The organism is Bacillus sp. SIMBA_074, assembly GCF_046534555.1.
In the GTDB taxonomy this organism is placed as follows: Bacteria; Bacillota; Bacilli; order Bacillales; family Bacillaceae_G; genus Bacillus_A; species Bacillus_A mycoides.
In genome coordinates this window covers 1-23,224 of sequence record NZ_JAWRYM010000013.1, presented here as the reverse complement: position 1 = coordinate 23,224, position 23,224 = coordinate 1, and the positions used below count along the sequence as shown (strand labels likewise).

The following is a 23,224-nucleotide window of genomic DNA, read 5'->3' as shown; positions in this document are numbered from 1 at the left end:
ACGTTACACCTCAAATTTATAACCTACACCCCAAACGGTTTGAATGTAGTTTCCACTTTCTCCTAGCTTTAGACGCATCGTTTTCACATGCGTATCTACCGTTCTTGTACTTCCTGCATAATCATATCCCCACACCTTTTCAAGCAATTGTTCCCGGCTAAATACTTGTCCATTATGTTGGCAAAGAAAATATAGTAAATCGAACTCTTTTACCGTAAGAGGAATCGTCTCACCATTCGTCTCGACCCTCCTACTTTTTTCATTAATAAGAATCGGTCCAAATTGAATCTCTTCTTGCTGTTCTTGCTTTGTATATCGTCTTAAAACAGCTTCCATACGAGCAATTAGTTCCCCAGGACTAAATGGCTTTACAATATAATCATCTGCTCCCATACGTAAGCCGTTCACCCTATTCCACTCTTCACCTTTTGCTGTTAAAAATATAATAGGTACATCCGACGTTTTTCGAATCTCTTTACAAACTGAAAGCCCATCCATCTCAGGCATCATAATATCTAGTACAACGAAATCATAATGATCCGTCTCTAATTTTCGAAGTGCCTCTTTTCCATTTTCAGCTTCTCCCCACTCGTATCCGAAGTTATCTAAGTACATTCCGACAAGTTGCCTCATATCACTTTCGTCATCTACGACTAGCACGTTATATTTACTCATTGTCCTTCCCCTTCTCTCTCTATGAGTTGAAACGGTCCTTTTCCGACTTTAATTGTTTGTTTTATTTTCATATTCTTCATATCCATTACGCACACTTCATCGCTATCATAACTAGCTACATATCCTTCTGCACCGCTTTTCAAAAATGCAAATGGATTAGATCCTACTTCTACAAATCCTACCTCTTGATACGTACTTGCATCAAACTTTCTAAGCGTATTTGAACCGTGACTTAGCGCATATACATACTTATCATCCTTTGTTATATTCACAGGCATAAACGGAGCATGTAAAGAACGCATCATCTCTCCGCTCTGTAAAGAATACACTAATACTTTCTCATTCACTTGACTTCCATCACCATGTCCACCAATCCATATTTCTTTCCCATCAGCGCTAACCGTTGCTCCTGTTGATGCTGGTGGAATCATAAAGGACTGTATCACTTCTTTTTTCTTTGTATCAATGGTCGTTAGTTTCGTATCATAAAAGTTGAGTACAGATAACTGGTTATGATGCTCTACCATCGTTATCGGCCCTTTTCCTGTTGAAACACTCCCTGTCTCTTTTCCTTTTATTGTAAAGAACCTTACCTTTTGTTCATTTTGATCGGCAGCAAATAATTGTGTTCCATCATCTGATGCGATAACATTAGCAATTCCTTTTCCAGTCTTATATTTGTCCACTTGTCTTCCTTCTGCTAGTGAATATACATACATATATTCTAATTGCTTACCATAAACAAGTATTTCCTCGCCATTTGGAAGTAGCGTAACCCCCGCAATCGGCTCATTTAATTCCCATGTTGTTAATAGCTTCTTTGTTTTTTTATCAATAAAACTAATACTACCTTCCTTTATATTCGTTGTTATAATAACACTTTTATCTTTAGCAATCGGTGTATACGAACTTCCTTGACACCCTACTAATAGAAATAAAAAACAGAGAAGAAAAACATACTTTCTCAAAAGATTCCCTCCATCTTCGGATGATTTCGTTATAATTGTAAAATAACAAATAAATGTGTGGAAAATGTGAAATCTTCCTTTATTAATAAACTTACATATATAATGTACAACAAATAGAATTTGAGGTGTGTAAATTATGCTTTTTCCTGATTTAGCAAATAAAATTGTACGTGAAGTACGCAGATTAATTACTGAGAACATTATTATTATTAATATACAAGGCGTTATTATCGCAAGTACAGATGCGGAAAGAATCGGTCAATTTCATGAAGGTGCACTCCGCTGTGCGAAACAAAAGAAAACTGTCATTATTACAAAAGACGATGAACGACGACTGCAAGGTGTAAAAGCTGGGATGAACCTTCCTTTACTATTCCATGACGAAGTAATCGGCGTGATTGGAATTACAGGAGAACCTGAAAATATTTCACAATACGGAGAAATATTACGTAAGATGACCGAATTATTAATTCATGAAAACTACTTTTTAGAACAACTAGAACTTGAGCACCGTTCTTATGAAGCATTTGTCTTTGATTGGCTTCAAAATACAGACTGGTCTCCAAGTTTTCTCGATCGTGCAAAAACGCTTGGCATTGATTTATATAAGAAGAAACAACTTATTTTATTATCAATCGCCCAAGATAATACGATGCTCCAGCGTAAAATTTGGCAACATATGCGCAACATTTTAGCAAAAGAAAATTTATTTGTTCGCTGGGGAAATGATCGGTTTATTTTGTTTACAACAATCCAATCCAAAGAGCAAACCTTTCAATTTTTAAAACGGTTAAAACAAGACTGTGAAACTTTATTTTCTATTACTTTATATATCGGGATTGGACAAACAGTTACGCCAAGCAATATGAACTTATCGTACGAACAAGCATTACGCGCCCTTTCAGTATCACTTGAAACGAAAAAAATTGTATTTAATGAAGATTTACGTTTAGAAATGTGCTTACAAGATATTTCTACTGAAACTCGAGAACAGTTTCTAGAGCGTACCATTGAAAACTTAGTATCATCTCCTGAGCTTATGCACACTTTACGTTTATTTATCGATTATAACCAATCTTATAAGCAGACAGCTGAGCAATTACATATACACATTAACACATTGCATTACAGGCTAAAAAAGATTGAAGAACATACAGGACTTGACCCGAAACAATTCAAAGATTTAAATGTTTTATACTTCGCACTCCTCTTATTAGATAATCATACAAAAAATAACGATAAAATTGATTAATCTTTAGATGATTGTACATAGAAAGAATCCTCCAACTTTTTTATCATTATAATGAAAGCACTGTTACAACGTTTTTTATTATGACGAAATACGTTAACAGTTTGAGGGGGATTTCCAATGTTAGAAAAGCAAATTATTGATTTATTCGTATCTATTGTTGGCGAAGATAATGTAGATACATCCAATATGGGGCGTTTAACTTATAGTTATGATGCCACTCCAAACTTCCAAGCGATGCCTGATGCAGTCATCGCTCCTCGTAATACAAATGAAATAGCAGACGTGTTAAAAGTGTGTAACACTCATAAAATCCCAGTATACGTTCGCGGGTCTGGAACAAATCTTTGCGCTGGAACGTGTCCACTTGAAGGTGGTATCGTCCTTATTTTCCGCCATATGAACAATATTTTAGAAATTGACGAAGAGAATTTAACAATTACTGTACAAGCTGGTGTTATTACACTTGATATTATTAAAGCAGTAGAAGAAAAAGGTTTATTTTATCCACCAGATCCAAGCTCTATGAAAATTTCTACAATCGGCGGTAACATTAATGAAAACTCCGGCGGATTACGTGGTTTAAAATATGGCGTAACACGTGATTATGTAATGGGGCTTGAACTTGTCTTACCGAACGGCGATATCATTCGCACTGGTGGTAAATTAGCAAAAGATGTAGCTGGTTATGATTTAACTCGTTTATTTATTGGTTCTGAAGGAACACTTGGTGTTGTTACGGAAGCTATATTAAAACTTGTCCCTATGCCTGAAACGAAGAAAACGATGCTTGCGCTATATGAAGATATTAACGAAGCTGCTCGAGCTGTTTCTGCTATTATTGCAAATAAAATTATTCCGGCGACACTTGAGTTTTTAGACCAACCAACAATTGAAGTTGTAGAAGAGTTTGCACAAATCGGTTTACCAACTGACGTTAAAGCAATTTTATTAATTGAACAAGATGGCCCGCCCGAGGTTGTCAATCGCGATATCGAAAAAATGGCTAACGTTTGCCGTGCTATGAATGCGGTCGATGTTCGCGTTGCAAAAGATGAAGCCGAAGCAGATGCGCTTCGTACAGCACGCCGTAGTGCACTATCAGCACTTGCAAGACTAAAACCGACAACAATATTAGAAGATGCAACTGTACCACGTTCACAAATCGCTCCAATGGTTGAAGCAATTAATGCAATTGCAAAGAAATATAATATTCCTATTTGTACTTTTGGTCATGCTGGTGATGGTAATTTGCATCCGACTTGTATGACAGATGCCCGTAATGAAGAAGAAATGCATCGTGCCGAACAAGCTTTTGCTGAAATATTTGCGAAAGCGATTGAGCTTGGTGGTACGATTACTGGTGAACATGGTGTTGGCGCAATGAAAGCTCCGTATTTAGAAATGAAATTAGGTAAAGAAGGTATTGCTGCTATGCAAGGGATTAAACAAGCCTTCGACCCAAACAACATTATGAATCCTGGAAAGGTGTTCGCGAAAGACTCTCGTAAAAGAGTGGTGGTTGAGCGATGACCACATTAAATAAAGAAAACATTCAAAAGGAATTTAAAGAACGATTAAGTGAAGATGAACTACTAAACTGTATGCGATGCGGCTTTTGCTTACCAACTTGCCCTACTTACATTCAATCTGGGTATAAAGAATCACATTCCCCACGCGGACGTATCGCCTTAATGAAAGCCGTCGTTGATGGTTTAATTGAGCCGGATGAAGATGTTGAAGATACATTAAATGTTTGCCTTGGCTGCCGCGCTTGTGAACCTGTTTGTCCATCTGGTGTGAATTATGGACATTTATTAGAAGAAGCTCGTGATATTATTAATCAAAATAAAAAGTTCTCCATGCCCGTGAGAGCTGTTCGTAAAGTTGTTTTTGAAGGACTATTCCCGCATCAAAACCGAATGCGAACATTAACAGGACTAATCGGATTTTACCAGCGTTCTGGTTTACAAACGCTAACACATAAAACAGGTATTATGAAGTTATTCCCTGAAACACTTGCAACGATGGACCTCGTTTTGCCAAAAGTCCCTAAAATGAAAGCAATGAAAGATCGTCCTGAATTTTTACCTGCTGAGGTGGCAAAGAAGAAACAAGTTGCATTCTTCACAGGCTGTTTAATGGATACGATGTTTTTAGAAACAAATAACGCAACGATGAAACTTCTTCAGTTAGCTGGTTGTGATATCGTTATTCCGAAAACACAAAGTTGCTGCGGGGCATTACATGGGCATGCTGGTGAAAAGAGTGGAGCAAAAGAATTAGCAAAACGAAATATAGAAGCATTCGAAGATTTAAACATCGACTATATTATTACGAATGCAGGTGGTTGCGGAGCTTACCTCGTAGACTATGATTATCTGTTAAAAGATGATCCCAAATGGGCTGAACGCGCAAAGCAATTTGTTTCTAAAATTAAAGATATTACTGCTATACTAGTAGAACTAGATTTCCATAAACGTAATGACTTACGACTCACGCCGCAAATCATTACGTATCAAGACTCTTGTCATTTACGCAATGTTATGCGAACATCTTCGGAACCTCGTATGTTACTAGAGGCCATTCAAGGCGCAACATACCGCGAAATGAAAGATGCGGACCGTTGCTGTGGTTCTGCTGGTATTTATAATATTGTCCATTCGGAGTTATCAATGGAATTTCTAAATTACAAAATGGATCGTGTGCATGAAACAGCTGCAGCGACAATTGTTACTGCAAATCCTGGGTGTCTATTACAAATGAAACTAGGTATTGAACGTGAAAAAATCTCTCATAAAATGCGCGGAATTCATATTGTAGACTTATTATTAGAAGCAATTGAAACCAATTCGTAATAACTCGTAACATACGTAATAATAGGAAAACGGCTATCTCCTTCGTCTATGTAAAGAGATAGCCGCTTTTTTGTCCGCTACAACATTAAAAATATGTTACTTTATTATAAAAAAGAACAACAGAAACATTACAGTTTTGTAAAAATACATCCATTATATTCCTCAAAAAAATGCTAAAATCATTGATACAATAGGATTCTTCATTTTTAATATAGGTACATTTATCCAAAAATCCCCTCTTAAAACCAAGTATAAAAATGCTGAAAATTCCTTTTATACTCTATGTTTCTCTTATTTCATCCCTTTCCTCCTCTTAGGATAAATTAGGAAAATTTTAAGTCTATGAATTTTTTTCCATCTTTTTTCTCGCAAATTGTATGCTACGATGAATTGGTCAGTCAGACAGGCTGTCAAAAACAAATCGTGTGAAAACAAATTAAAACTTTATATAGGGGGACACACATCATGAAAAAGCGTGTTTTATTATCTGTAGCTGCTGCAACAGCTCTTACTTTAGGAGTATCTTCTTTAGATGCACAAGCTGCAACAGTACAACCATCTAACATAAAGGTTCAAAATATTCAGCATTCAAAAATGATGATGAAGCAAATGAGCCAACAAGAATTACAAGCATTCTTACAATCTATGGGAGCTGAATCATTAGCACAATGGAACCAAGGACAATTCCAACAAGATTGCTTCATTCCTGGTCAACAGCCTACTGAAAATGTTGTTACTGAACAACCAACAGCTAAGCCAGAAGCTCAAAAGCCTGCTGAGGAAACACAAAAACCAGCTGAGCAAAAGCCTGCTGAAGAAGTTGCTAAACCAGAAGCTCAAAAACCAGCTGAAAACAACAATACTCAAAACGAAACACAAAAACCAGCTGAGCAAAAGCCTGCTGAAGAAGCAAAATCTTTAAGCGAATTCGAACAACGCGTTGTTGAATTAACAAACGCAGAGCGTACAAAACAAGGCTTATCAGCATTACAAATCGATACTGAATTAAGCAAAGTAGCACGCATTAAGTCTGAAGATATGCAAAAAAACAACTACTTTGATCATAACAGCCCTACATATGGGTCTCCGTTTGACATGATGAAGAAATTTGGTATTTCTTATAAATCTGCAGGTGAAAACATCGCCCAAGGACAACGTACTCCAGAAGAAGTTGTACAAGCTTGGATGAACAGTGCTGGACACCGTGCAAACATCTTAAATAGTGGCTTCACTCATATCGGTGTTGGCTATGTAGAAAGCGGCAACTACTGGACACAACAATTTATTACGAAATAAATAAAAAAAGAGTCTTCTAGAAGAAGACTCTTTTTTTATGTTTCATAGCTTTCTAATATGTATGCGTATAAAATGTAGAACATAAACAAAATAGACCCGCAGCTTATTACACTAATTAACAAGTAAAATCCCCACTTCAGGCTCAAAAGCAACGAAAATAATATGCTACATGCCATCACTTGAAAGATTCGCCTACTAACTAAACGGATTTTTTGTAATTTGATCGGTTCTTTCTCTCTATCCTTCACCTTTTTAAACACTTTACTAAACATAAAAAGAAACATACTAATTCCAATCGTTAGTCCTGTCTGAAAGGATATAATACTTCCCAAATTAATAAAGAGAATTAGTATATGGACAAACATCATAAATAAAGTAATACTCTTTATAAATCCATTTATAATGAAATACTCCCCTTCATTAAACTTATATATATTATGTAAAATAACATATACTAATCCATGTAAAATAATAATAAGGACAGGGATAAATAATACGACAACTTGTTTACTCATAAACTCGTTCGCTCCACCATTCTCGTTCCAATGCACTGCCATACGAGTTGGTAAATATGGATAAATACATAGAGTAAGTAAGAGACAAGCGAAAAATATCCCTAGCATATATTTATATTTGATCAAGTAATTCTCACCTCTCTTTTCTCTTAACGGCTTCGCCTCTTTCAGAGAAATCCCTGCAAAAATCTACCTTTTTCAACTTTAAACTTACACTTTACCTATTTTCTCTTTCAAGTTTTTTCATTGTATCGTTTAAATTTGTAGGGAAAGGTACGTCAACAACGATCTCTTCTTTCGTAATCGGATGCAAAAAATTAATCTTCATCGCATGTAACGCTTGGCGATCCATATATTTTGTTTGTCCACCATATAATACATCCCCAACTAATGGATTTCCATTATAGCTCATATGAACGCGAATTTGATGTGTTCTACCGGTTTCTAACTGTAACGTTACGAGCGTCGCATTTTGTTTTTTAAAATATTTCTCTACTTTATAGTACGTTATAGCTTTATCTCCCTTTGGAGAAACACGGCGCCTTGTAGCATGATGTCGATCTCTTCCGATGGCCGCGTCAATTGTCCCTTGCTTCTTTTTTACTTTTCCTTCAACAAGTGCCGCATACGTTCTTTTAATTTTCCGTTCCATTAATAAACGATCCATAATTGCACCCGCAATTCTATGTTTTGCGAATACAACACCACCTGTCGTATCTTTATCTAATCTATGGATATGCCGAACCTTCGTCTCTAAACCTTGCATTTGAAAATGAAAAGCAACAAGATTGGCAAGTGTTCCCGTCCCATTTTTTTCAGAAGGATGTGTATCCATTTGCCCCTGCTTATTTACAATGAGTACGTGATCGTCTTCAAACACTACATTTAATTCACCATATTCCGGCTCTACGCCGTACTCCTCCTCCATAAACATATGAACTTGTAACTTATCTCCTTCTTTTAAAAGTTCATTCCATCTCCTTTGTTCTCCGTTAACCGTAACACCTTTTTCCATACGAAGCTGATGTAATAACTTTTTTGGTACTTCCCATTCCATTTTTAACAACGACTCAATACTTATACCATTCCACGTCGCTGGAACCGTAATTTCGCACCATTCGCCCTTTTTCTTTGTTTCCATACTATAATCACCTTATTTCTATTGATTCTCTCATTGTAACGGAAAACATACTTTGATGCACCGTCAAAAATAGAGGACAGTCTTATAATCGACTGTCCCCTCACGCTCTAAGCCTTTTCATCTCCTGCAACACTTCTTCAGCTTTTTGTTCATACAACAAATCTTTAAAGAAATCCGCCAATCGTTTATAGTCGTTGTACGTATCTAATAAGTCGTCTATTTTCTCTCCTTTCATAACTTGTTGCTTTTGCTTCATTTTTACTGGATAGCGATACCCCGATACTTCTTGTATTTTGTAATACTCATCCTCTACTTGAATGACTTTTACAAGTTCCTCTTCTTCCGCATCCATCGTATACCCGTCAAAGTCTCTAAGCAGTTCATAAATAATATGAGTCCATTCATCTTTTGGGTAAAACCCTTTTTCCAACCGATAACCGACAATGCGATACATATGCCCATCGTTTTCAGCAAACTGTACTGTATCATTTAGCTTAAACTTAAAATAACGAAACATTGCCTTCACCTACTTGTATGTAATGTTCTTATCACATACTATGCGCAAAATATGGGCCCTGCTATTCATAAAAAAAACTCATCTTATAGATGAGTTTTTTTACGATGATTTTTCTCTTTTCTTTCGAAATGGTAGCCACCAGTTCCAATCCCCAAACAATTTCATTAAACTTGGTACGAGCATAAGACGGATAATTGTTGCATCAAGAAATATTGCTAATGCAACCCCAAGCCCCATCTGCTTTACTGGTAAAATATCAGTAAAGGCGAACGCACCGGTAACAACAATCATAATTAAAGCGGCGGACGTAATAATTCTACTTGTCGAAACAAGTCCTTCTAACGTTGCTTGATCGTTATCTCCTGTTTCTTCATAAAGCTCATGAATACGTGAAATAAGAAATACTTCATAATCCATGCTAAGCCCAAATACGAGGCCGAAAATAAAGATTGGTAATACAAATAAAACTGAACTCTCTTCTAATCCGAAATGACCACCTTCAAATAACCAAATTACAATTCCAATTGTTGCACTTAAACTAAGTACGTTCATAATAATAGCTTTAATTGGAATGAGTATAGAGCGGAATGCGAATAATAAAATGACAAAGGTTGATCCAAATATAACAGACATACCAATTGCAACTTTATCTTTAATTTCATCTTCTAACTCTTGCTGGAACGTCGTCATACCGCCCAAATAATAAGTAACATCATTTTCTTTATAATTCTTTTTGAAATCACGAACCCATTGTTTTGCGGTTTCTGTACTTGGCTTCGTATCCAAAAAGACTTCCATTGTTGTTTTATTCCCTTTCGTATACGCTTCAAATACAGGAGCTATTTTCGCAGCTTCTGGCGACTGTAACATTCCAGCAACTTCATCTGCTTTCATTCCATTTAGCCCGTCATATACACTTTTCACCTTATATACTTGCTTATCGTCTTTTAACTTTTGAACAACAGCTTCTATCTTTTGTAAACTTTCTTTTTCTGTTATATCTTTCTTCGTCTCTACTACTAATGTAACATCAGCGTGTGTTTGGACAGTTTTATTAAAGGCTTCTTCATACTTCTCAAATGCAACTCTCGTATCACTCTTTTCAGGTAACGCTTCAACACCAGGAAACTGCAAGTTAGCTGTACGTAGCGGTAATAAACAAATAACAATAAATGTTGTAACAACAATAATCATGACGATTGGATGTTTCATTACAAACTGTGCAAATTTACGCCATACATTTGATGGCGTAGGCGCCGCCTGATTCTTTTTTAATATCCTTTTACCAATTAAAGATAATAGCGCCGGAAGAAGTGTGAGCGAAAACAAAATGCTCATAATAACGACAATCATCCCGCTAATAGCAACAGACTGAATATAATCTATCTTAAAGAAAAATAAGCCTGATAAACCGACGAATACACATAACCCTGAAAATACGATAGCACGCCCTGCCGTTTGATACGTAATCGCTATCGCTTCTTTCACTGTTCTCTTCGCAACTTCCTCTCGAAAACGATTTACAAATAACAGTGCGAAATCAATTGATAATGCGAGCCCAATCATCGGTGCAACATTTAACACGAAAATAGATAGCTCTTTATCACTACCTATAAAATATAAAATCCCCATCGTACTAATGACACTAAGCGCGCCATTTACAATCGGTAAAATAGACGCAATCAGACTACCAAATGAGAATAATAGTACGAGAAAAGCAATAGGTAATCCAATCATCTCTGCTACTTTTAAATCATTTTGCGTTCTTTCATTAATCTCTTGATTAATTTTCGGATATCCTGTCGGTGTTACTTTTAATACGCTATTACTTTCCTTCTCGATTTTTCCGGCAAATTGTAATGTCTTTTCCATTCGTTCTTTATTTGTTTTCCCGGAAAATAAAATCGTCGCATAACCGATATCATCTTGTATCATCACTTTATTTTCTATCGGATGATGAAAAGACTCATACGTTTCTTTCTCTTGAATATGTTTTATAATTCCCTCTATACCTTTTTGAAACTCCTCATGTGAAGCATTCTTGTTCTTCTCAAAAATGAGTAAAAGTGTATCCTGAGACTGCTTAAAATCTTTATCTAAAATTTCCTTCGTCTTTTGATAATCCCCTTCTGTTTGGAAACCATCACCGCCCAATACTCCTGGAAGTTTTGGAGCAAAAATACCGAGCACTATCGCAAGTAGTAGTAATGCTACAATTACTGTATAACGAAATTGATACAAAAAAGTTCCTAACTTCCCCCACTTATCAATTTTATGTACATTTGTCTTCACACATTTTCACCTACTTTATATAATTCACTTGTCATTTATACTGTATCACATCTCCCCGTAAACAAAAAACGTCTAGAAAAACTATAATACTAGTTTTTCTAGACGTTTTTCTATCTCTCGTTATTAAGTCCCAATCTCTCGGTAAGTAAACGATGACAATAAATTGCGATGATTAACAAAATGCCACCTACACAGTAACCTGCTAAAATATCGGTTGGATAATGAACATTTAAAATGACTCTACTTAATCCAATCAATATAATTAATATGCCCATTGAAATCGTAATACCACATTTTCCAGCTACACTCTTCAAATTCGCAGCAATGATATAGGCAAGAAAACCGAATGTTATAATAGATAGCATTGCATGTCCACTTGGGAAGCTATACCCAAGTGCGTCAAGTGCCTCATTTAATAATGGGCGGTCTCTTTTTGCAATTTCTTTTATTCCCTTATTAACAAGGTGTGTCATTAATATAACCATTGGGTACACAATCATAGCAGCATAATAACGCTTTTTCCAAAAAACGAGCAAACTTATAATTAGTGTCGTTATAACTCCAATTGCAGATCCTAGCTTTGTAAAGTAGGAGAAGAATGTAAGTGAGCTTTCCGTTTGCAATCCTTTTACCATATCACGTACGTATGTATCCATCATTGTAACACCACCTACATGTACCCTCCAAGCGATGATGCTAAATAGAACAAACAATAAAATGATACACATTAACTCATACTGATGTAACTTTTTGTTCAATCGATTTCCTCCTACTATGAAAAAATGCGATTTCTACTTTAGAAACCGCATTTTCTTACTTATTTACCTTTTGTTTTCAGCTCTGTCCAGTAGCGATCGTAGTCTTTTAACTTATCGTCTACATCAACAAGCCACTCTGTACGATCTAATTCTTCTTTTGTTAAGAAGATCATGTGATTATCACGATATTCTTTACTATGAAGAGGATGAGCTTTTTCATTTGGATTACTGTAACCAATTGACTCGTAGTTTTTCACACTTACTTTTTCATCTAATAAGTAGTTCATAAACTTCTCTGCAAGTTCTTTATGTTTCGCACCTTTTGGAATCGCTAACGTGTCAGCCCAAATTGTGCCGCCTTCTTTTGGTACAACGTATCCTACATCTTTATTGTCTTTCGCAATGAATGCTGCGTCTCCAGACCAAACTGTCCCGATCCAAGCATCTTCTGTAATGAATTTTTGTTTAATGTTATCTGTATCGAATGCTAATAAGTTTGGAAGTAGCTTCTGTAAATCATTTGACGCTGTCTTTAACTGTGCATCCTCTTTCGTGCTATTAGAGAAACCGTTTTTCTTAAGTCCCATTCCTAATACTTCACGAGAATCGTTTAATAAAGTAACATGTCCTTTATATTTCTCGTTCCATAAATCATTCCAGCTTGTAGGTGTTTCTTTCACATACTTTTTATTGTATGCAATTCCTGTTACACCCCAAGTATATACTAGAGAATACTTATTCTCTGGATCAAACGCAGGTGTTTTAAAGTTAGAAACAAGGTTCTCGATGTTCGGGATATTCTTCTTATCTAAAGGCGCTAATAAGTCCATCTTCGCCATCGTTTTCACCATGTAATCAGATGGCTGAATTAAATCATATGTCGCGCCACCAGCTTGTAATTTCGCAAGCATTTCTTCATTACTTGCATATTTATCGTAGTTAATTTTCACGTTATATTTCTTTTCAAAATCTTTTAAAACTTGCTCATCAAAATTGTCAGCCCAGCTATAAATGTTTAATTCTTCTTTTTTCTCACCACAACCAGCAAGTACACCTGTAGCAAGACTGAAGCTAATTGCTATACCAGCTAATCTCTTCACTAATTTCATCGGTTTATTACCTCCTCGTTCTTTCTATATCATTCGTATTATAAAGGAAGGTGTCCTCCAGAGTTCTCTTCACCGTCTGCACCTTTATTACGGAAAATTTCCGATAGCACCATTAATCCTACAATTACAACAATTAATATTGTAGAAAGAGCATTAATTTCAGGCGATACTCCACGCTTAACCATACTATAAATGTATAATGGCAATGTTGTTGATCCTGGTCCTGATACGAAGAAACTAATTACAAAATCATCAATCGATAATGTGAATGTTAATAATGCGGCTGAAATAACTCCTGGTGCAATTGCTGGAAACGTTACATAACGAAACGTTTGCCACGGCGTTGCTCCTAAATCGTTTGCAGCCTCTTCTAAATCACGTCCCATACCAGAAAGACGTGCCGCTAAAATAACAACAACAAATGAAATACTGAATGTAATGTGTGCAATAATAATTGTTGTTTTTCCAAGTTCCATACCTAATTGACTAAATAGGATAAGTAAAGATAACCCCATTAAAATATCAGGAATTAAAATTGGTAAATATACAAGACCGTTAATGGCCCCTTCAAAACGATATTTGTAACGGTGTAATGCAATAGCAAAAATCACACCAAGAACTGTCGTCACAATTGTCGTTATAACAGCAATCGTCATACTATTTACAAACGCATCAATAACATCTTGTTTTTGAAATAAATCTGTATACCAATGGAGTGTAAAGCCCTCCCATTCCGCATTAATGCGAGAATCGTTGAAGGAATATACCATTAAAACCATCATTGGAAAATACAAAAACAATAAGATTAACCAAGAATAAGAAACTAAAAACTTCTTCATTTTTGCCTATTCCCCTCCGTTTCCATCATATTTATATACTTTCGTTGCACGATAATATAAGTAAATTAACAGAACAGAGAATAGAACAACAATCATAGATAACGCGGAACCAAACGGCCAGTCACGTGAACCTAAGAATTGGTTTTGAATTACGTTTCCGATTAATGCTACTTTCGATCCACCCATAACGTCTGATACAACAAACATTCCGATAGAAGAAACGAATACTAAAATAGAACCAGTTGTAATCCCTGACATCGTCATCGGTACTGTTACATTCCAAAATGCCTTTACTGGTGTTGCTCCTAAATCATAAGCCGCCTCTAGCTTACGCTTATCAAGCTGCTCAATTGCTGCATACACTGGTAAAATCATAAATGGTAATAAAGAATATACCATTCCGAGTATTACAGAAGGCGTATTATATAGCAGATTTAAAGGTTCACTAATAATACCTAGTTTCAATAGCAATGTGTTTACAAGACCTTGTGAACGTAAAATAACAATCCATGCGTATGAACGAACAAGAAAGTTAATCCAGAACGGAATCGTTGCCAATAATAGAAGGATAGAACGATATTTACGATCAACAATTGTAATTGTATAGGCGAATGGATAACCGATTAATAAACATAGTACTGTCGTAATAACAGCTATCTTCACTGTTTCCCATAACGTCCCCATATATAATGGATCAAACACACGTGCTATGTTATCTAATGTAAATTTCATTTCCACTGTCCCGTATGCTCCGCGCTGCATGAAGGCAAATGCTAATACGAACAGAAGTGGAATTAGGAAGAAGAGTAACAGCCATACGACTGTAGGTAATGCGAGTAATTTCCCTTTCTTCAATTTAAGGTCACCTCGTCCTCTTGCTCCCAGCCTACATATACATTATCTCCAATGCTCCACTGCGTTGCTTCTTCAGCAGTTTGGTATGCCATTAGTAATTCCGCTGTTTTCTCCTCACGTACATATAGCTTTTCCATATTTCCAACAAATTCAATATCTTCAATATGTCCAAGATGGTATTCTTTTAAAATTGGCTCTTCAACCGAGCGAACTTTTACATTTTCAGGGCGAACTGCTACGTAGTTTTCCCCATTTTTCACGATATTATTTTCACCGATGAACGTCGCAACAAACAATGTTTTCGGCTTATTGTAAATTTCCTTAGGCGTGCCGACTTGTTCGATATGCCCTTTATTCATAACGACAATACGATCACTCATACTCATCGCTTCTTCTTGATCGTGCGTTACATATATGAACGTAATTCCTAAATTACGTTGTAAGTTTTTCAATTCACGTTGCAAATCTTTTCTTAACTTAAAGTCAAGCGCTCCAAGTGGCTCATCTAATAGTAATACACGTGGGTTGTTTACAATTGCTCTTGCAATTGCTACACGCTGCTGCTGTCCACCAGAAAGCTTCGAAGGTTTACGATTACGGAACTCAAGTAACTGCGTTAAACGCATTGCCTCTTCCGCACGTTCTTTCTGTTCTGCTGCTGATACTTTTTGCATTTTCATACCGAAACAAATATTTTTTTCAACATTCATATGTGGGAATAGTGCGTAATGTTGGAACACTAAATTCATATGACGCTTGTATGGCGGCAAATCGTTAATCTTTTCATCATCTAATAAAAGATTCCCTTTAGTTGGGGTTTCAAATCCTGCGATCATACGAAGTAAAGTCGTTTTCCCGCAACCACTCGGTCCTAAAATTGTTAAAAATTCTCCTTCTTTAATATCTAAAGAAAGAGGGGGGATAATCACTTGATTTCCAAAATGTTTTTCTACTGCTTCAACTTTAATAATCTTTTTCATTTTCCCGTCCTATCTACCTTAAATTTTAATTTTTATATTCATGAATAAATATTTATGTTCTATAGACTATTTTTTTGTTTCGATCCAAACAAAAATGGTTGTTTAGCAGCGTTCTCTTCTATTCTTTATGTAGTATGTTTGATTCATTTTCGCATGATACATATGTCGAACAGAAAAACCCCTTCAGTTGCGAAGGGGTTTTTATCATACGGCTACGCCTACTGATAAACACCATCATCATTTTAACAACTTTCGTATGAATTTTAAAGCACTTTTTGTAGAAGAGTAACGAATTTTCATGTCGAATGCTGTAGATTGGGACAAAATGCTTTTATAATGGGAAAAAGTCCGAAAACTTTGTTCACCATGATAGCTGCCTAATCCACTACTTCCAACGCCCCCAAAAGGTAAATATGGCGTTGCAAGATGATATACGACATCATTTATACATCCTCCGCCATATGAAATATTACTCGTCACTTTCTCTTGCACTTTTCTATCTTCAGAAAATACATATAGTGCTAACGGCTTTGGATGGTGCTGAATCGTTTCAATTACCTCTTCTATTTTATCATATTCTATAATTGGTAAAATCGGCCCAAAAATTTCATCTTCCATAACAGCACTTTGCCATGTAACATTCGTTAATACTGTCGGCTCGATGTGTAATGTTTCTTTCGTATAATTCCCGCCAATCACAGGTTTACCATCTTGCAAAAATGTACATAAGCGTTCAAAATGACGCTCACTCACAATTCGTACATAATTGTCATTTTGCAAAGCATCTTTTCCATATTGCTCTGCGATTTCATGTCGTAATGCCTCGATTAACTGCTCTTTCACTGAAGAATGAACGTACATATAATCAGGCGCTACACACGTCTGCCCAGCATTCAAAAACTTCCCCCAAACGATACGTCTTGCGGTTACATCTAGCTTTGCATCTTTATGTACAATACATGGGCTTTTCCCGCCAAGCTCTAACGTAAGAGGCGTTAATTTTTTCGCCGCTGCTTCCATCACAACTTTTCCGACACCAACACTACCTGTAAAGAAAATATAGTCAAACGGTTCCTTTAAAAGTGCAGTGCTTTCCTGAGCGCCGCCTTCTACTACCGATACAAGCTCTTTTGGGAATAATTCACCTAACATTCTCGTAAGCACTTTTGAAACGTTTGGCGTTAACTCTGACGGCTTTAAAACGACTGTATTGCCAGCTGCCAATGCTCCTACGAGTGGTGCAATCGCTAATTGAAACGGATAGTTCCACGGTGCGATAATAAGCGTCACACCATACGGTTCTGGCACCACTTTCCCCTTCGATCCAAAATGAGTAAGAGCTGTGCGAACACGCTTTGGTTTACTCCAAGATGAAATATGCTTCATTTGAAAAGAAATCTCTTTTAGTACATATCCAATTTCTGTTGTAAATGATTCGTGAACTGATTTATTCAAATCTAATTTCAACGCTTGAAAAATCTCATCCTCAAAACGCTGAATTCCTTCATAAAGCTTCTTCAAATTATTCTTTCTCGTCTCTAGACTTCTCGTATGCCCTTTGTAAAAATATTCCTTTTGTTTATTTACAATAGAGGAAATACTCATGCACTCACCTTCTCCCACTATTTTTATCCAATTCTTTCATTATTTATATAGACTTCATATGTAACAAATTTCTATTCTTAAAGTTACATTATATATAACTTTTCCCTTTATATAAAATTCATTGCTCACAAAAAACTACCGAAAGAAAATCTCCCGGTAGTTTTACTGTATTAACGGTATAAACGAACAGCACCTGCAGAATTATCATCAGCTTGTCCTACTACTTCAAACTTCAGGCCAAGCTTCGGTAAAATACGTCCTGCATCTGGAATCTGCTCATTAATATACTTTTTAGAGTCATCGAACTTCGGTACCCCTGGTAATCCATCGTATACGAATGTTCCACGCGTTGGAGATACAACTTTCCAAGCTGGCGTTTTGTCGAATGAGAACGCCGAATCAGCAATTTGGAATCGCGTACTGCTTTTAAATGTTGGTTTGCCATTTAGAGTTCCTGCAATTGCTTCTGGATGAGAGTCAACTACACCAAGGAAACCATGTCCTGGATGTATGCCAACCCAGTTATCTGTGTAAGCTGAATCCGCATACCATACAACCATACCAGTGTTATATACTGGACCGCGAGCAAATTTCAATGCGTTATCTGAACCCGCATAGTTTCTCCACTCAACATAGTAGTTATGTTTTTTCTTCTCTGTTCCGTTAGATACAACGAAACCGTCCAATTTGAATTGTGGTGTACCTTCTGCATCATCAGAGAATGCAACATTTCCATCTACAGTTAGTGACGCATTATCAAGTGTAAATCCATTTAACGCCAATCCACCGTCTGTAATATATTCAAATACTAGTTTCACTTTCTTACCTTTGAATTGACTTAAATCATATGATTTATCAACCCATTTTCCATTTGTCGTAGCTGCATTTCCACTATTTGCTTTCTCACCAATTCTTTCAATCAACGTTTTTTGTCCATCTTCTGTTACAGCGTGTACTTCAAGGAAATCGTACTCTGCTTCGATTTCATACAATGACTTATAATCGAATTTTGCAGTCGTTGCTTTCGTTAAATCGAATAGTGGCGTTTCCATCGTTGTATGAAGGTCATCACCTTTTGTGCTGTAGTAATACTGTTTACCAAATGCAGGCTGAATTCCTTTTACATCTTTATCTGGTAAGTTAACACGAATCAGACCTGGACGATCTGACTTCGTAACACTTTGGTCTAAGTATGTTGCAAGACCGATACCTTTATTTAATTTCTCATAATCTACTTCTACGATATTCGCCCAGTTACCACCGATTGTTTTTTGGAAAAACTCTTTATTTTGTGGTGATAAACTCGTTGGCGTTGTTCCTGCGATTTTACCAGCCCAGCTTCCGCCACTCATAATAGACCAAGCTTCAACCGGTTCACCATCACCGCTATACTGTGTATCATACTCATCTGGAAGACCTAAATCATGGCCATATTCATGTGCGAATACACCAACCGCGCCATCTTCTGGTTCAATTGTGTAGTCGAATGCTGCCATATTTCCGCCCCAATATGGAACTTTCGCTTGTGTACCTTCAATTGCGAATGGTTTTGGTCCAACTGTCCAGCGATGTGACCAAATTGCATCATCACCTAATTTACCACCGCCAGCTTCTTGTCCAACACCCGCATGAATAATCATTAAGTGATCGATTAAACCGTCCGGTTGATTTTGATTCCCATCACCATTTACATCATATTGATCGAACTGATCAAACTGTGATAAATCAAGTCCGCTATCTACAGCCGCTTTTAATGCATCTTTTACTAGATCACGTGGTCCTTTTGGTCCTTTATTATCATGACCTGTACCAGCATCTGCACCGTAATCAGCAGCTTTACCTGGAACTGTTAACCATTTTGTGACTGTTCCGTCCACTGTGTAACTACCACCTGATTGCTCTTCGTAATATTGTTTAAACGTTTCGATTTTGCTTCCATCCTCTAACGCGAATGGCTCATTACCGAATAACATTTTTTCATAATGTTCTTTGTTAAAATCGTTAGAATACATGTAGCCAGGCTCTTTATCAATATTGTTATGCTTGAAATCAGCGTACTCTACAAGTAAAACAAGTACTTTATCTTTACGAACTTCACCGTTATACTCTTTTTGCTTAGCAGGTGAAGTTGGTACTTTCCCATTTAAGCCTCCTCTAACTGGACCTGTTCCTGCTGTAGTCCCGTTTGCTGGCTGCTCTGATTTTTCTTTCGTATCTGCCTTTGCATCTTTCACTTTCTTTAAAAAGTCAGATGCATCTTTCGTAAGTTGGTCCCCACTTGCCGCTTCTTTCCCAGGATTTTCACCCTTCTTTTTCTCTACATACTTTTCGACAGCTTTCTTTGTTTCTGTCCCTGAAGCAGATGAATCAATTACCCCACGTTTTTTTAGCGCATTTGCTAATCTCTCTTCTGGGATTAAGTGATCATCAACTGGGCTTGTAGCTGTCTTGTTCTCCGGTGTTTCAGCATATACAGACTGGCTTCCAGCACCAAACGACAAGCCTAGAACAGCTGTCAAAGCAATTGATGATAACACTTTAAATGGTTTCTTTTTCATCCCTTATTGCCTCCCCTAATATAAAATATGTATTACATACTCTATATTATTAAAAATTCAATATATTTTCAATATTTAGTTATATTATGTAATTTTTTTAATATATTTGTAAAAATTTCATAGTTAGTATACGAATATATCACAATTCAACAATGTTTTCAGAAAATATTGAAAATATTTGTCAGAAACTTTATAATCGCCATAGAGGGAATTTAATGGGGATTTTATCTTTGTTTCATCTACAAAATATTTGATAATTCACTATATAAAATACAAAATCCGATTGCATTATCATATATTCTGTAGCAGCAATTATGACCACTAATTAGGGAGGAATTACATTTGTACAAAGATAAGGCTGACTCACTAGATCAAGAATGGATTGATTTAATACTTGAAGCTCTAGATGCTGGCATTGCCCTGCAAGATATTGAACACTTTTTTCAACGTATGAAGCATACGAGCCAGGCTCAATAGCCTCGTTCTTTTTAACGAAGTTTATGTTATAATAATCACATCATAAGACGACTACATATTGATAGAAAGGTGCGCAAATATGATAGGAGAACGTATAAAACGCCTTCGTTTACAAAAAGGCATTTCATTAACAGAACTCGCCGAAAAAGCTGGTGTCGCTAAATCTTACATTAGTTCTATAGAACGGAATTTACAAAAAAACCCTTCTATTCAGTTTCTTGAAAAAATTGCAGCTGTTCTACAAATTCCAGTTGATACTTTACTTCACGATGAAACAACAACGGAAAGTCATCTAGACTCCGAATGGACACAGCTCGTTAAAGATGCGATGAGCTCTGGTGTCTCAAAAGAACAGTTTCGTGAATTTCTCGAATTTACACAATGGAAGAAAAATCAACAATAATACATATGAAAGAGTGCTTAAAACGGGCACTTCTTTTTTTCTTTATAAAAAAAAGCGGGGAAATCCCCGCTTTTTTTATTTATTATTTTTCTTCGCCATCTGTTTGGTTAGCATTGAATGTCCATTCTAAGTTCAATGAATCGCCTTGGAATTTGTTTTGATCTTTACCATCATCTTCGAATACAAATTGTACCCATAGATAGTCTTCTGTTCCAGCTTCTAAGCCACCCTTTTCTCCCCACTCAGGAGCAAAGATGTCTTTAGCTAAAAGATCTGGATCAGCATTTTGTAAATCCGCTAAAGTTGTTTCATATACAGGCTCACTTTGTTTATCCCAGTTCCAAAGGAATTTTACTTTAATGTGCTTACCAAAATCTTCACCAGCATTATCACCTTTTGCATCTGTAATGCTGTACTTTGTCGCTAATTTAACATCTTTAATTGCTAAAGTACCGTCGTTCTTTAATAAGAACTCTTTCTTAACAGAATCCCCTGGTTTTAAATCTTTAATATCTACAAGCGTTTTAGGGTTTAATGTAAGATCTAACGTCCCAGCTGCAAATGTATTGTTTGATACTTCTTTATCGCTAAAGTAAGCGAATGTTCCTCCACCAATTAAAGATAACCCCAATGCTGCTGATGCAACTCCCATACCTAATTTCTTTTTCAGACTCACAATCAATTCCCCCTAGCTGTTTTTTGTATTTTTATCTCTTATTTCAAAATAAGAGGTGTAACTAAAACTATATTAGCTTAGCTAATATTTGTTCTTTTTTTAAAACCTTAAGTTCATTATAACGAACAAGACTATATAAATACAATATATATTTTGATTATTTTTATTTCTCAACATTTTTTCCTTTTTTTTCAGAAAAGTATTGAGAAATAAAGTGAAACTTTAATCAGTGTTTTTCTGTCCATCCCCACTAATCATTAACCTTCACCAAGCGGTGGGCTGCCAACTAACTTCCTCGCATTCGTTAAATTTTTAGGTGAAGACCTTATACCCACGAATAGTGAAATAAGAAAAACAAAGCAAATAGATGAGTCGTAGGGCTCTCTCACCTATTTGTCTTATCATTGTATTTATTCCTTCCGAAATGCTGCTGTATTTTACTTACTATTCCTTCTTTTCTTCTTGCTTCTTACTCTCTTCTAGTTTTTTCGCCTCTTCTTGTTTCTTACTCTCTTCTAGCTTTTTCGCCTCTTCTTGTTTCTTGCTCTCTTCTAGCTTTTTCGCTTCTTCTTGCTTCTTACTCTCTTCTAACTTTTTCGCCTCTTCTTGTTTCTTGCTCTCTTCTAGCTTTTTCGCTTCTTCTTGCTTCTTACTCTCTTCTAATTTCTTTTGCTTCTCAGCCTCACTCACTTGCTTTGCTGTTTCATCTACTAATAATTTTTCAAAAGCTTGAATTTGTTTATCAATCACCTGTAAATTAACCTCTTTATCAACATACTCACAGTGCTCTTTAACTATATGAAAACCAGCATTCACATACGAGAATACTTGCTTATTAGATTCACTTTTATTTCCCTTTAACTCTTCTTTCACTTTGTTATAAGGATTTTCTATTGATGCATATACCTTTTGTAACAGTTCCCTCTCAGTAACAATTTTCTCACGTCCTTGCTTCCACGTAACAAGCGCCTGTTCTAATTCTTGAGTGGAAGTGAAAGTTACTTTCGATTTCATCTCTTCATACTCATGCAAAATTACTTCCTTATGTTGCTTAGCTTGTTCTGTCAACTGATCAACTGTTTTTGGAAAAATACTTGCTGTAGAAATAGTAGCCTGCACTTTCGTCTCATGAATGAAAGCTGCCTCTGTATAAGTCATCATTTGAGAACCTAAATAAAAAGTAATAGAGCACAAACATGGCAATATAAGCATCTTTTTGAATTTGCGAGGTGTCTTCAGCATTTTAATCTCTCCTATCGAACAACTTGTTCTTTATCAAGAACTATACCTTTATTATAATAAAGTGAATTACAAAATGATATAAAAATTATGTTTCTTTTTACATTTCTCTTTTAACACAAAAAGAGACTACCACTTGATATTATCCCCTTTAGGTAGACAGTGTAAAAAAGACCATATACACACATGGATGTTACACTATTACTTGGAGGGG

Annotated in this window: 21 protein-coding genes; 6 read left to right on the top strand and 15 right to left on the bottom strand. The window is 36.1% G+C overall.

The window, feature by feature from the left end:
* Positions 1-3 precede the first annotated feature (3 nt).
* A complete protein-coding gene (locus SB773_RS15665) occupies positions 4-675 on the bottom strand; it encodes a response regulator transcription factor (protein ID WP_002126137.1) in 672 nt (223 codons plus the stop codon).
* The gene (locus SB773_RS15660; protein ID WP_002086851.1) at positions 672-1,643 is read right to left on the bottom strand and encodes a YncE family protein; all 972 of its coding nucleotides are present in this window, start codon (positions 1,641-1,643) and stop codon (positions 672-674) included. Before SB773_RS15660 ends, SB773_RS15665 begins: the two co-directional genes overlap by 4 nt.
* A gap of 136 nt (positions 1,644-1,779) precedes the next feature.
* Here SB773_RS15660 and SB773_RS15655 point away from each other — a divergent pair, with 136 nt between their 5' ends.
* The 4 genes from SB773_RS15655 (at position 1,780) to SB773_RS15640 (ending at position 7,046) form a co-directional block, all read left to right on the top strand.
* On the top strand, positions 1,780-2,895 hold the full coding sequence (locus SB773_RS15655; protein ID WP_002140915.1) for a CdaR family transcriptional regulator: 1,116 nt from the start codon (positions 1,780-1,782) through the stop codon (positions 2,893-2,895).
* A gap of 117 nt (positions 2,896-3,012) precedes the next feature.
* Positions 3,013-4,425 carry a glycolate oxidase subunit GlcD gene (gene glcD / locus SB773_RS15650; protein ID WP_410590787.1) on the top strand — a complete coding sequence of 471 codons (1,413 nt, stop codon included), beginning with the start codon at positions 3,013-3,015 and terminating at the stop codon, positions 4,423-4,425.
* On the top strand, positions 4,422-5,750 hold the full coding sequence (locus tag SB773_RS15645) for a (Fe-S)-binding protein (protein WP_002166117.1): 1,329 nt from the start codon (positions 4,422-4,424) through the stop codon (positions 5,748-5,750). Before glcD ends, SB773_RS15645 begins: the two co-directional genes overlap by 4 nt.
* A 465-nt stretch (positions 5,751-6,215) precedes the next feature.
* Positions 6,216-7,046: a CAP domain-containing protein gene (locus tag SB773_RS15640; protein WP_410590784.1), complete on the top strand. Its 831-nt coding sequence runs from the start codon at positions 6,216-6,218 to the stop codon at positions 7,044-7,046.
* A 35-nt stretch (positions 7,047-7,081) separates the two neighbouring features.
* Here SB773_RS15640 and SB773_RS15635 read toward each other — a convergent pair whose 3' ends face one another.
* The 11 genes from SB773_RS15635 to inhA1 all read right to left on the bottom strand — a co-directional run bounded on the left by SB773_RS15635 (position 7,082) and on the right by inhA1 (position 20,215).
* Positions 7,082-7,687: a DUF1648 domain-containing protein gene (locus SB773_RS15635; RefSeq protein WP_002126129.1), complete on the bottom strand. Its 606-nt coding sequence runs from the start codon at positions 7,685-7,687 to the stop codon at positions 7,082-7,084.
* Positions 7,688-7,778: 91 nt separating this feature from the next.
* Positions 7,779-8,702 carry an RluA family pseudouridine synthase gene (locus SB773_RS15630; RefSeq protein WP_410590782.1) on the bottom strand — a complete coding sequence of 308 codons (924 nt, stop codon included), beginning with the start codon at positions 8,700-8,702 and terminating at the stop codon, positions 7,779-7,781.
* A gap of 100 nt (positions 8,703-8,802) precedes the next feature.
* Positions 8,803-9,219, bottom strand: coding sequence for a hypothetical protein (locus SB773_RS15625; protein ID WP_002126125.1), 417 nt, complete (start codon positions 9,217-9,219; stop codon positions 8,803-8,805).
* A 99-nt stretch (positions 9,220-9,318) separates the two neighbouring features.
* A complete protein-coding gene (locus SB773_RS15620; protein WP_410590779.1) occupies positions 9,319-11,511 on the bottom strand; it encodes an MMPL family transporter in 2,193 nt (730 codons plus the stop codon).
* A gap of 110 nt (positions 11,512-11,621) precedes the next feature.
* The gene (locus SB773_RS15615) at positions 11,622-12,269 is read right to left on the bottom strand and encodes a phosphatase PAP2 family protein (protein ID WP_410590777.1); all 648 of its coding nucleotides are present in this window, start codon (positions 12,267-12,269) and stop codon (positions 11,622-11,624) included.
* A gap of 59 nt (positions 12,270-12,328) precedes the next feature.
* Positions 12,329-13,378, bottom strand: a complete 1,050-nt coding sequence (gene potD / locus SB773_RS15610; RefSeq protein ID WP_410590775.1) for a spermidine/putrescine ABC transporter substrate-binding protein PotD — start codon at positions 13,376-13,378, stop codon at positions 12,329-12,331.
* Between the two features lie 38 nt (positions 13,379-13,416).
* On the bottom strand, positions 13,417-14,217 hold the full coding sequence (potC, locus tag SB773_RS15605; protein ID WP_002011483.1) for a spermidine/putrescine ABC transporter permease PotC: 801 nt from the start codon (positions 14,215-14,217) through the stop codon (positions 13,417-13,419).
* 6 nt (positions 14,218-14,223) lie between these two features.
* The gene (gene potB / locus SB773_RS15600; protein ID WP_002126118.1) at positions 14,224-15,072 is read right to left on the bottom strand and encodes a spermidine/putrescine ABC transporter permease PotB; all 849 of its coding nucleotides are present in this window, start codon (positions 15,070-15,072) and stop codon (positions 14,224-14,226) included.
* Positions 15,069-16,052 carry a spermidine/putrescine ABC transporter ATP-binding protein PotA gene (gene potA, locus SB773_RS15595; protein ID WP_002030425.1) on the bottom strand — a complete coding sequence of 328 codons (984 nt, stop codon included), beginning with the start codon at positions 16,050-16,052 and terminating at the stop codon, positions 15,069-15,071. The genes potB and potA overlap by 4 nt, the downstream gene beginning before the upstream one ends.
* Positions 16,053-16,289: 237 nt before the next feature.
* Positions 16,290-17,657, bottom strand: a complete 1,368-nt coding sequence (locus SB773_RS15590; RefSeq protein WP_410590772.1) for an aldehyde dehydrogenase — start codon at positions 17,655-17,657, stop codon at positions 16,290-16,292.
* A gap of 170 nt (positions 17,658-17,827) precedes the next feature.
* Positions 17,828-20,215, bottom strand: a complete 2,388-nt coding sequence (inhA1, locus tag SB773_RS15585; protein WP_410590770.1) for a M6 family metalloprotease immune inhibitor InhA1 — start codon at positions 20,213-20,215, stop codon at positions 17,828-17,830.
* A 342-nt stretch (positions 20,216-20,557) separates the two neighbouring features.
* Here inhA1 and SB773_RS15580 point away from each other — a divergent pair, with 342 nt between their 5' ends.
* Positions 20,558-20,692: an anti-repressor SinI family protein gene (locus SB773_RS15580; RefSeq protein WP_002011474.1), complete on the top strand. Its 135-nt coding sequence runs from the start codon at positions 20,558-20,560 to the stop codon at positions 20,690-20,692.
* Between the two features lie 79 nt (positions 20,693-20,771).
* Positions 20,772-21,095 carry a helix-turn-helix domain-containing protein gene (locus tag SB773_RS15575; RefSeq protein ID WP_002011473.1) on the top strand — a complete coding sequence of 108 codons (324 nt, stop codon included), beginning with the start codon at positions 20,772-20,774 and terminating at the stop codon, positions 21,093-21,095.
* Between the two features lie 82 nt (positions 21,096-21,177).
* Here the strand turns inward: SB773_RS15575 and calY are convergent, their stop codons facing one another.
* A complete protein-coding gene (gene calY / locus SB773_RS15570; protein ID WP_060751349.1) occupies positions 21,178-21,771 on the bottom strand; it encodes a biofilm matrix protein CalY in 594 nt (197 codons plus the stop codon).
* 444 nt (positions 21,772-22,215) lie between these two features.
* Positions 22,216-23,013 carry a DUF4047 domain-containing protein gene (locus SB773_RS15565; RefSeq protein WP_410590767.1) on the bottom strand — a complete coding sequence of 266 codons (798 nt, stop codon included), beginning with the start codon at positions 23,011-23,013 and terminating at the stop codon, positions 22,216-22,218.
* Positions 23,014-23,224 lie beyond the last annotated feature (211 nt).

Coding starts and splice junctions, on each gene's coding strand:
- SB773_RS15565 (WP_410590767.1), bottom strand. CDS start 23,013: ATGCTGAAGACACCTCGCAAATTCAAAAAGATGCTTATATTGCCATGT.
- inhA1 (WP_410590770.1), bottom strand. CDS start 20,215: ATGAAAAAGAAACCATTTAAAGTGTTATCATCAATTGCTTTGACAGCT.
- SB773_RS15665 (WP_002126137.1), bottom strand. CDS start 675: ATGAGTAAATATAACGTGCTAGTCGTAGATGACGAAAGTGATATGAGG.
- SB773_RS15590 (WP_410590772.1), bottom strand. CDS start 17,657: ATGAGTATTTCCTCTATTGTAAATAAACAAAAGGAATATTTTTACAAA.
- SB773_RS15625 (WP_002126125.1), bottom strand. CDS start 9,219: ATGTTTCGTTATTTTAAGTTTAAGCTAAATGATACAGTACAGTTTGCT.
- potA (WP_002030425.1), bottom strand. CDS start 16,052: ATGAAAAAGATTATTAAAGTTGAAGCAGTAGAAAAACATTTTGGAAAT.
- SB773_RS15645 (WP_002166117.1), top strand. CDS start 4,422: ATGACCACATTAAATAAAGAAAACATTCAAAAGGAATTTAAAGAACGA.
- potC (WP_002011483.1), bottom strand. CDS start 14,217: ATGAAGAAGTTTTTAGTTTCTTATTCTTGGTTAATCTTATTGTTTTTG.
- SB773_RS15655 (WP_002140915.1), top strand. CDS start 1,780: ATGCTTTTTCCTGATTTAGCAAATAAAATTGTACGTGAAGTACGCAGA.
- potD (WP_410590775.1), bottom strand. CDS start 13,378: ATGAAATTAGTGAAGAGATTAGCTGGTATAGCAATTAGCTTCAGTCTT.
- SB773_RS15630 (WP_410590782.1), bottom strand. CDS start 8,702: ATGGAAACAAAGAAAAAGGGCGAATGGTGCGAAATTACGGTTCCAGCG.
- glcD (WP_410590787.1), top strand. CDS start 3,013: ATGTTAGAAAAGCAAATTATTGATTTATTCGTATCTATTGTTGGCGAA.
- SB773_RS15575 (WP_002011473.1), top strand. CDS start 20,772: ATGATAGGAGAACGTATAAAACGCCTTCGTTTACAAAAAGGCATTTCA.
- SB773_RS15640 (WP_410590784.1), top strand. CDS start 6,216: ATGAAAAAGCGTGTTTTATTATCTGTAGCTGCTGCAACAGCTCTTACT.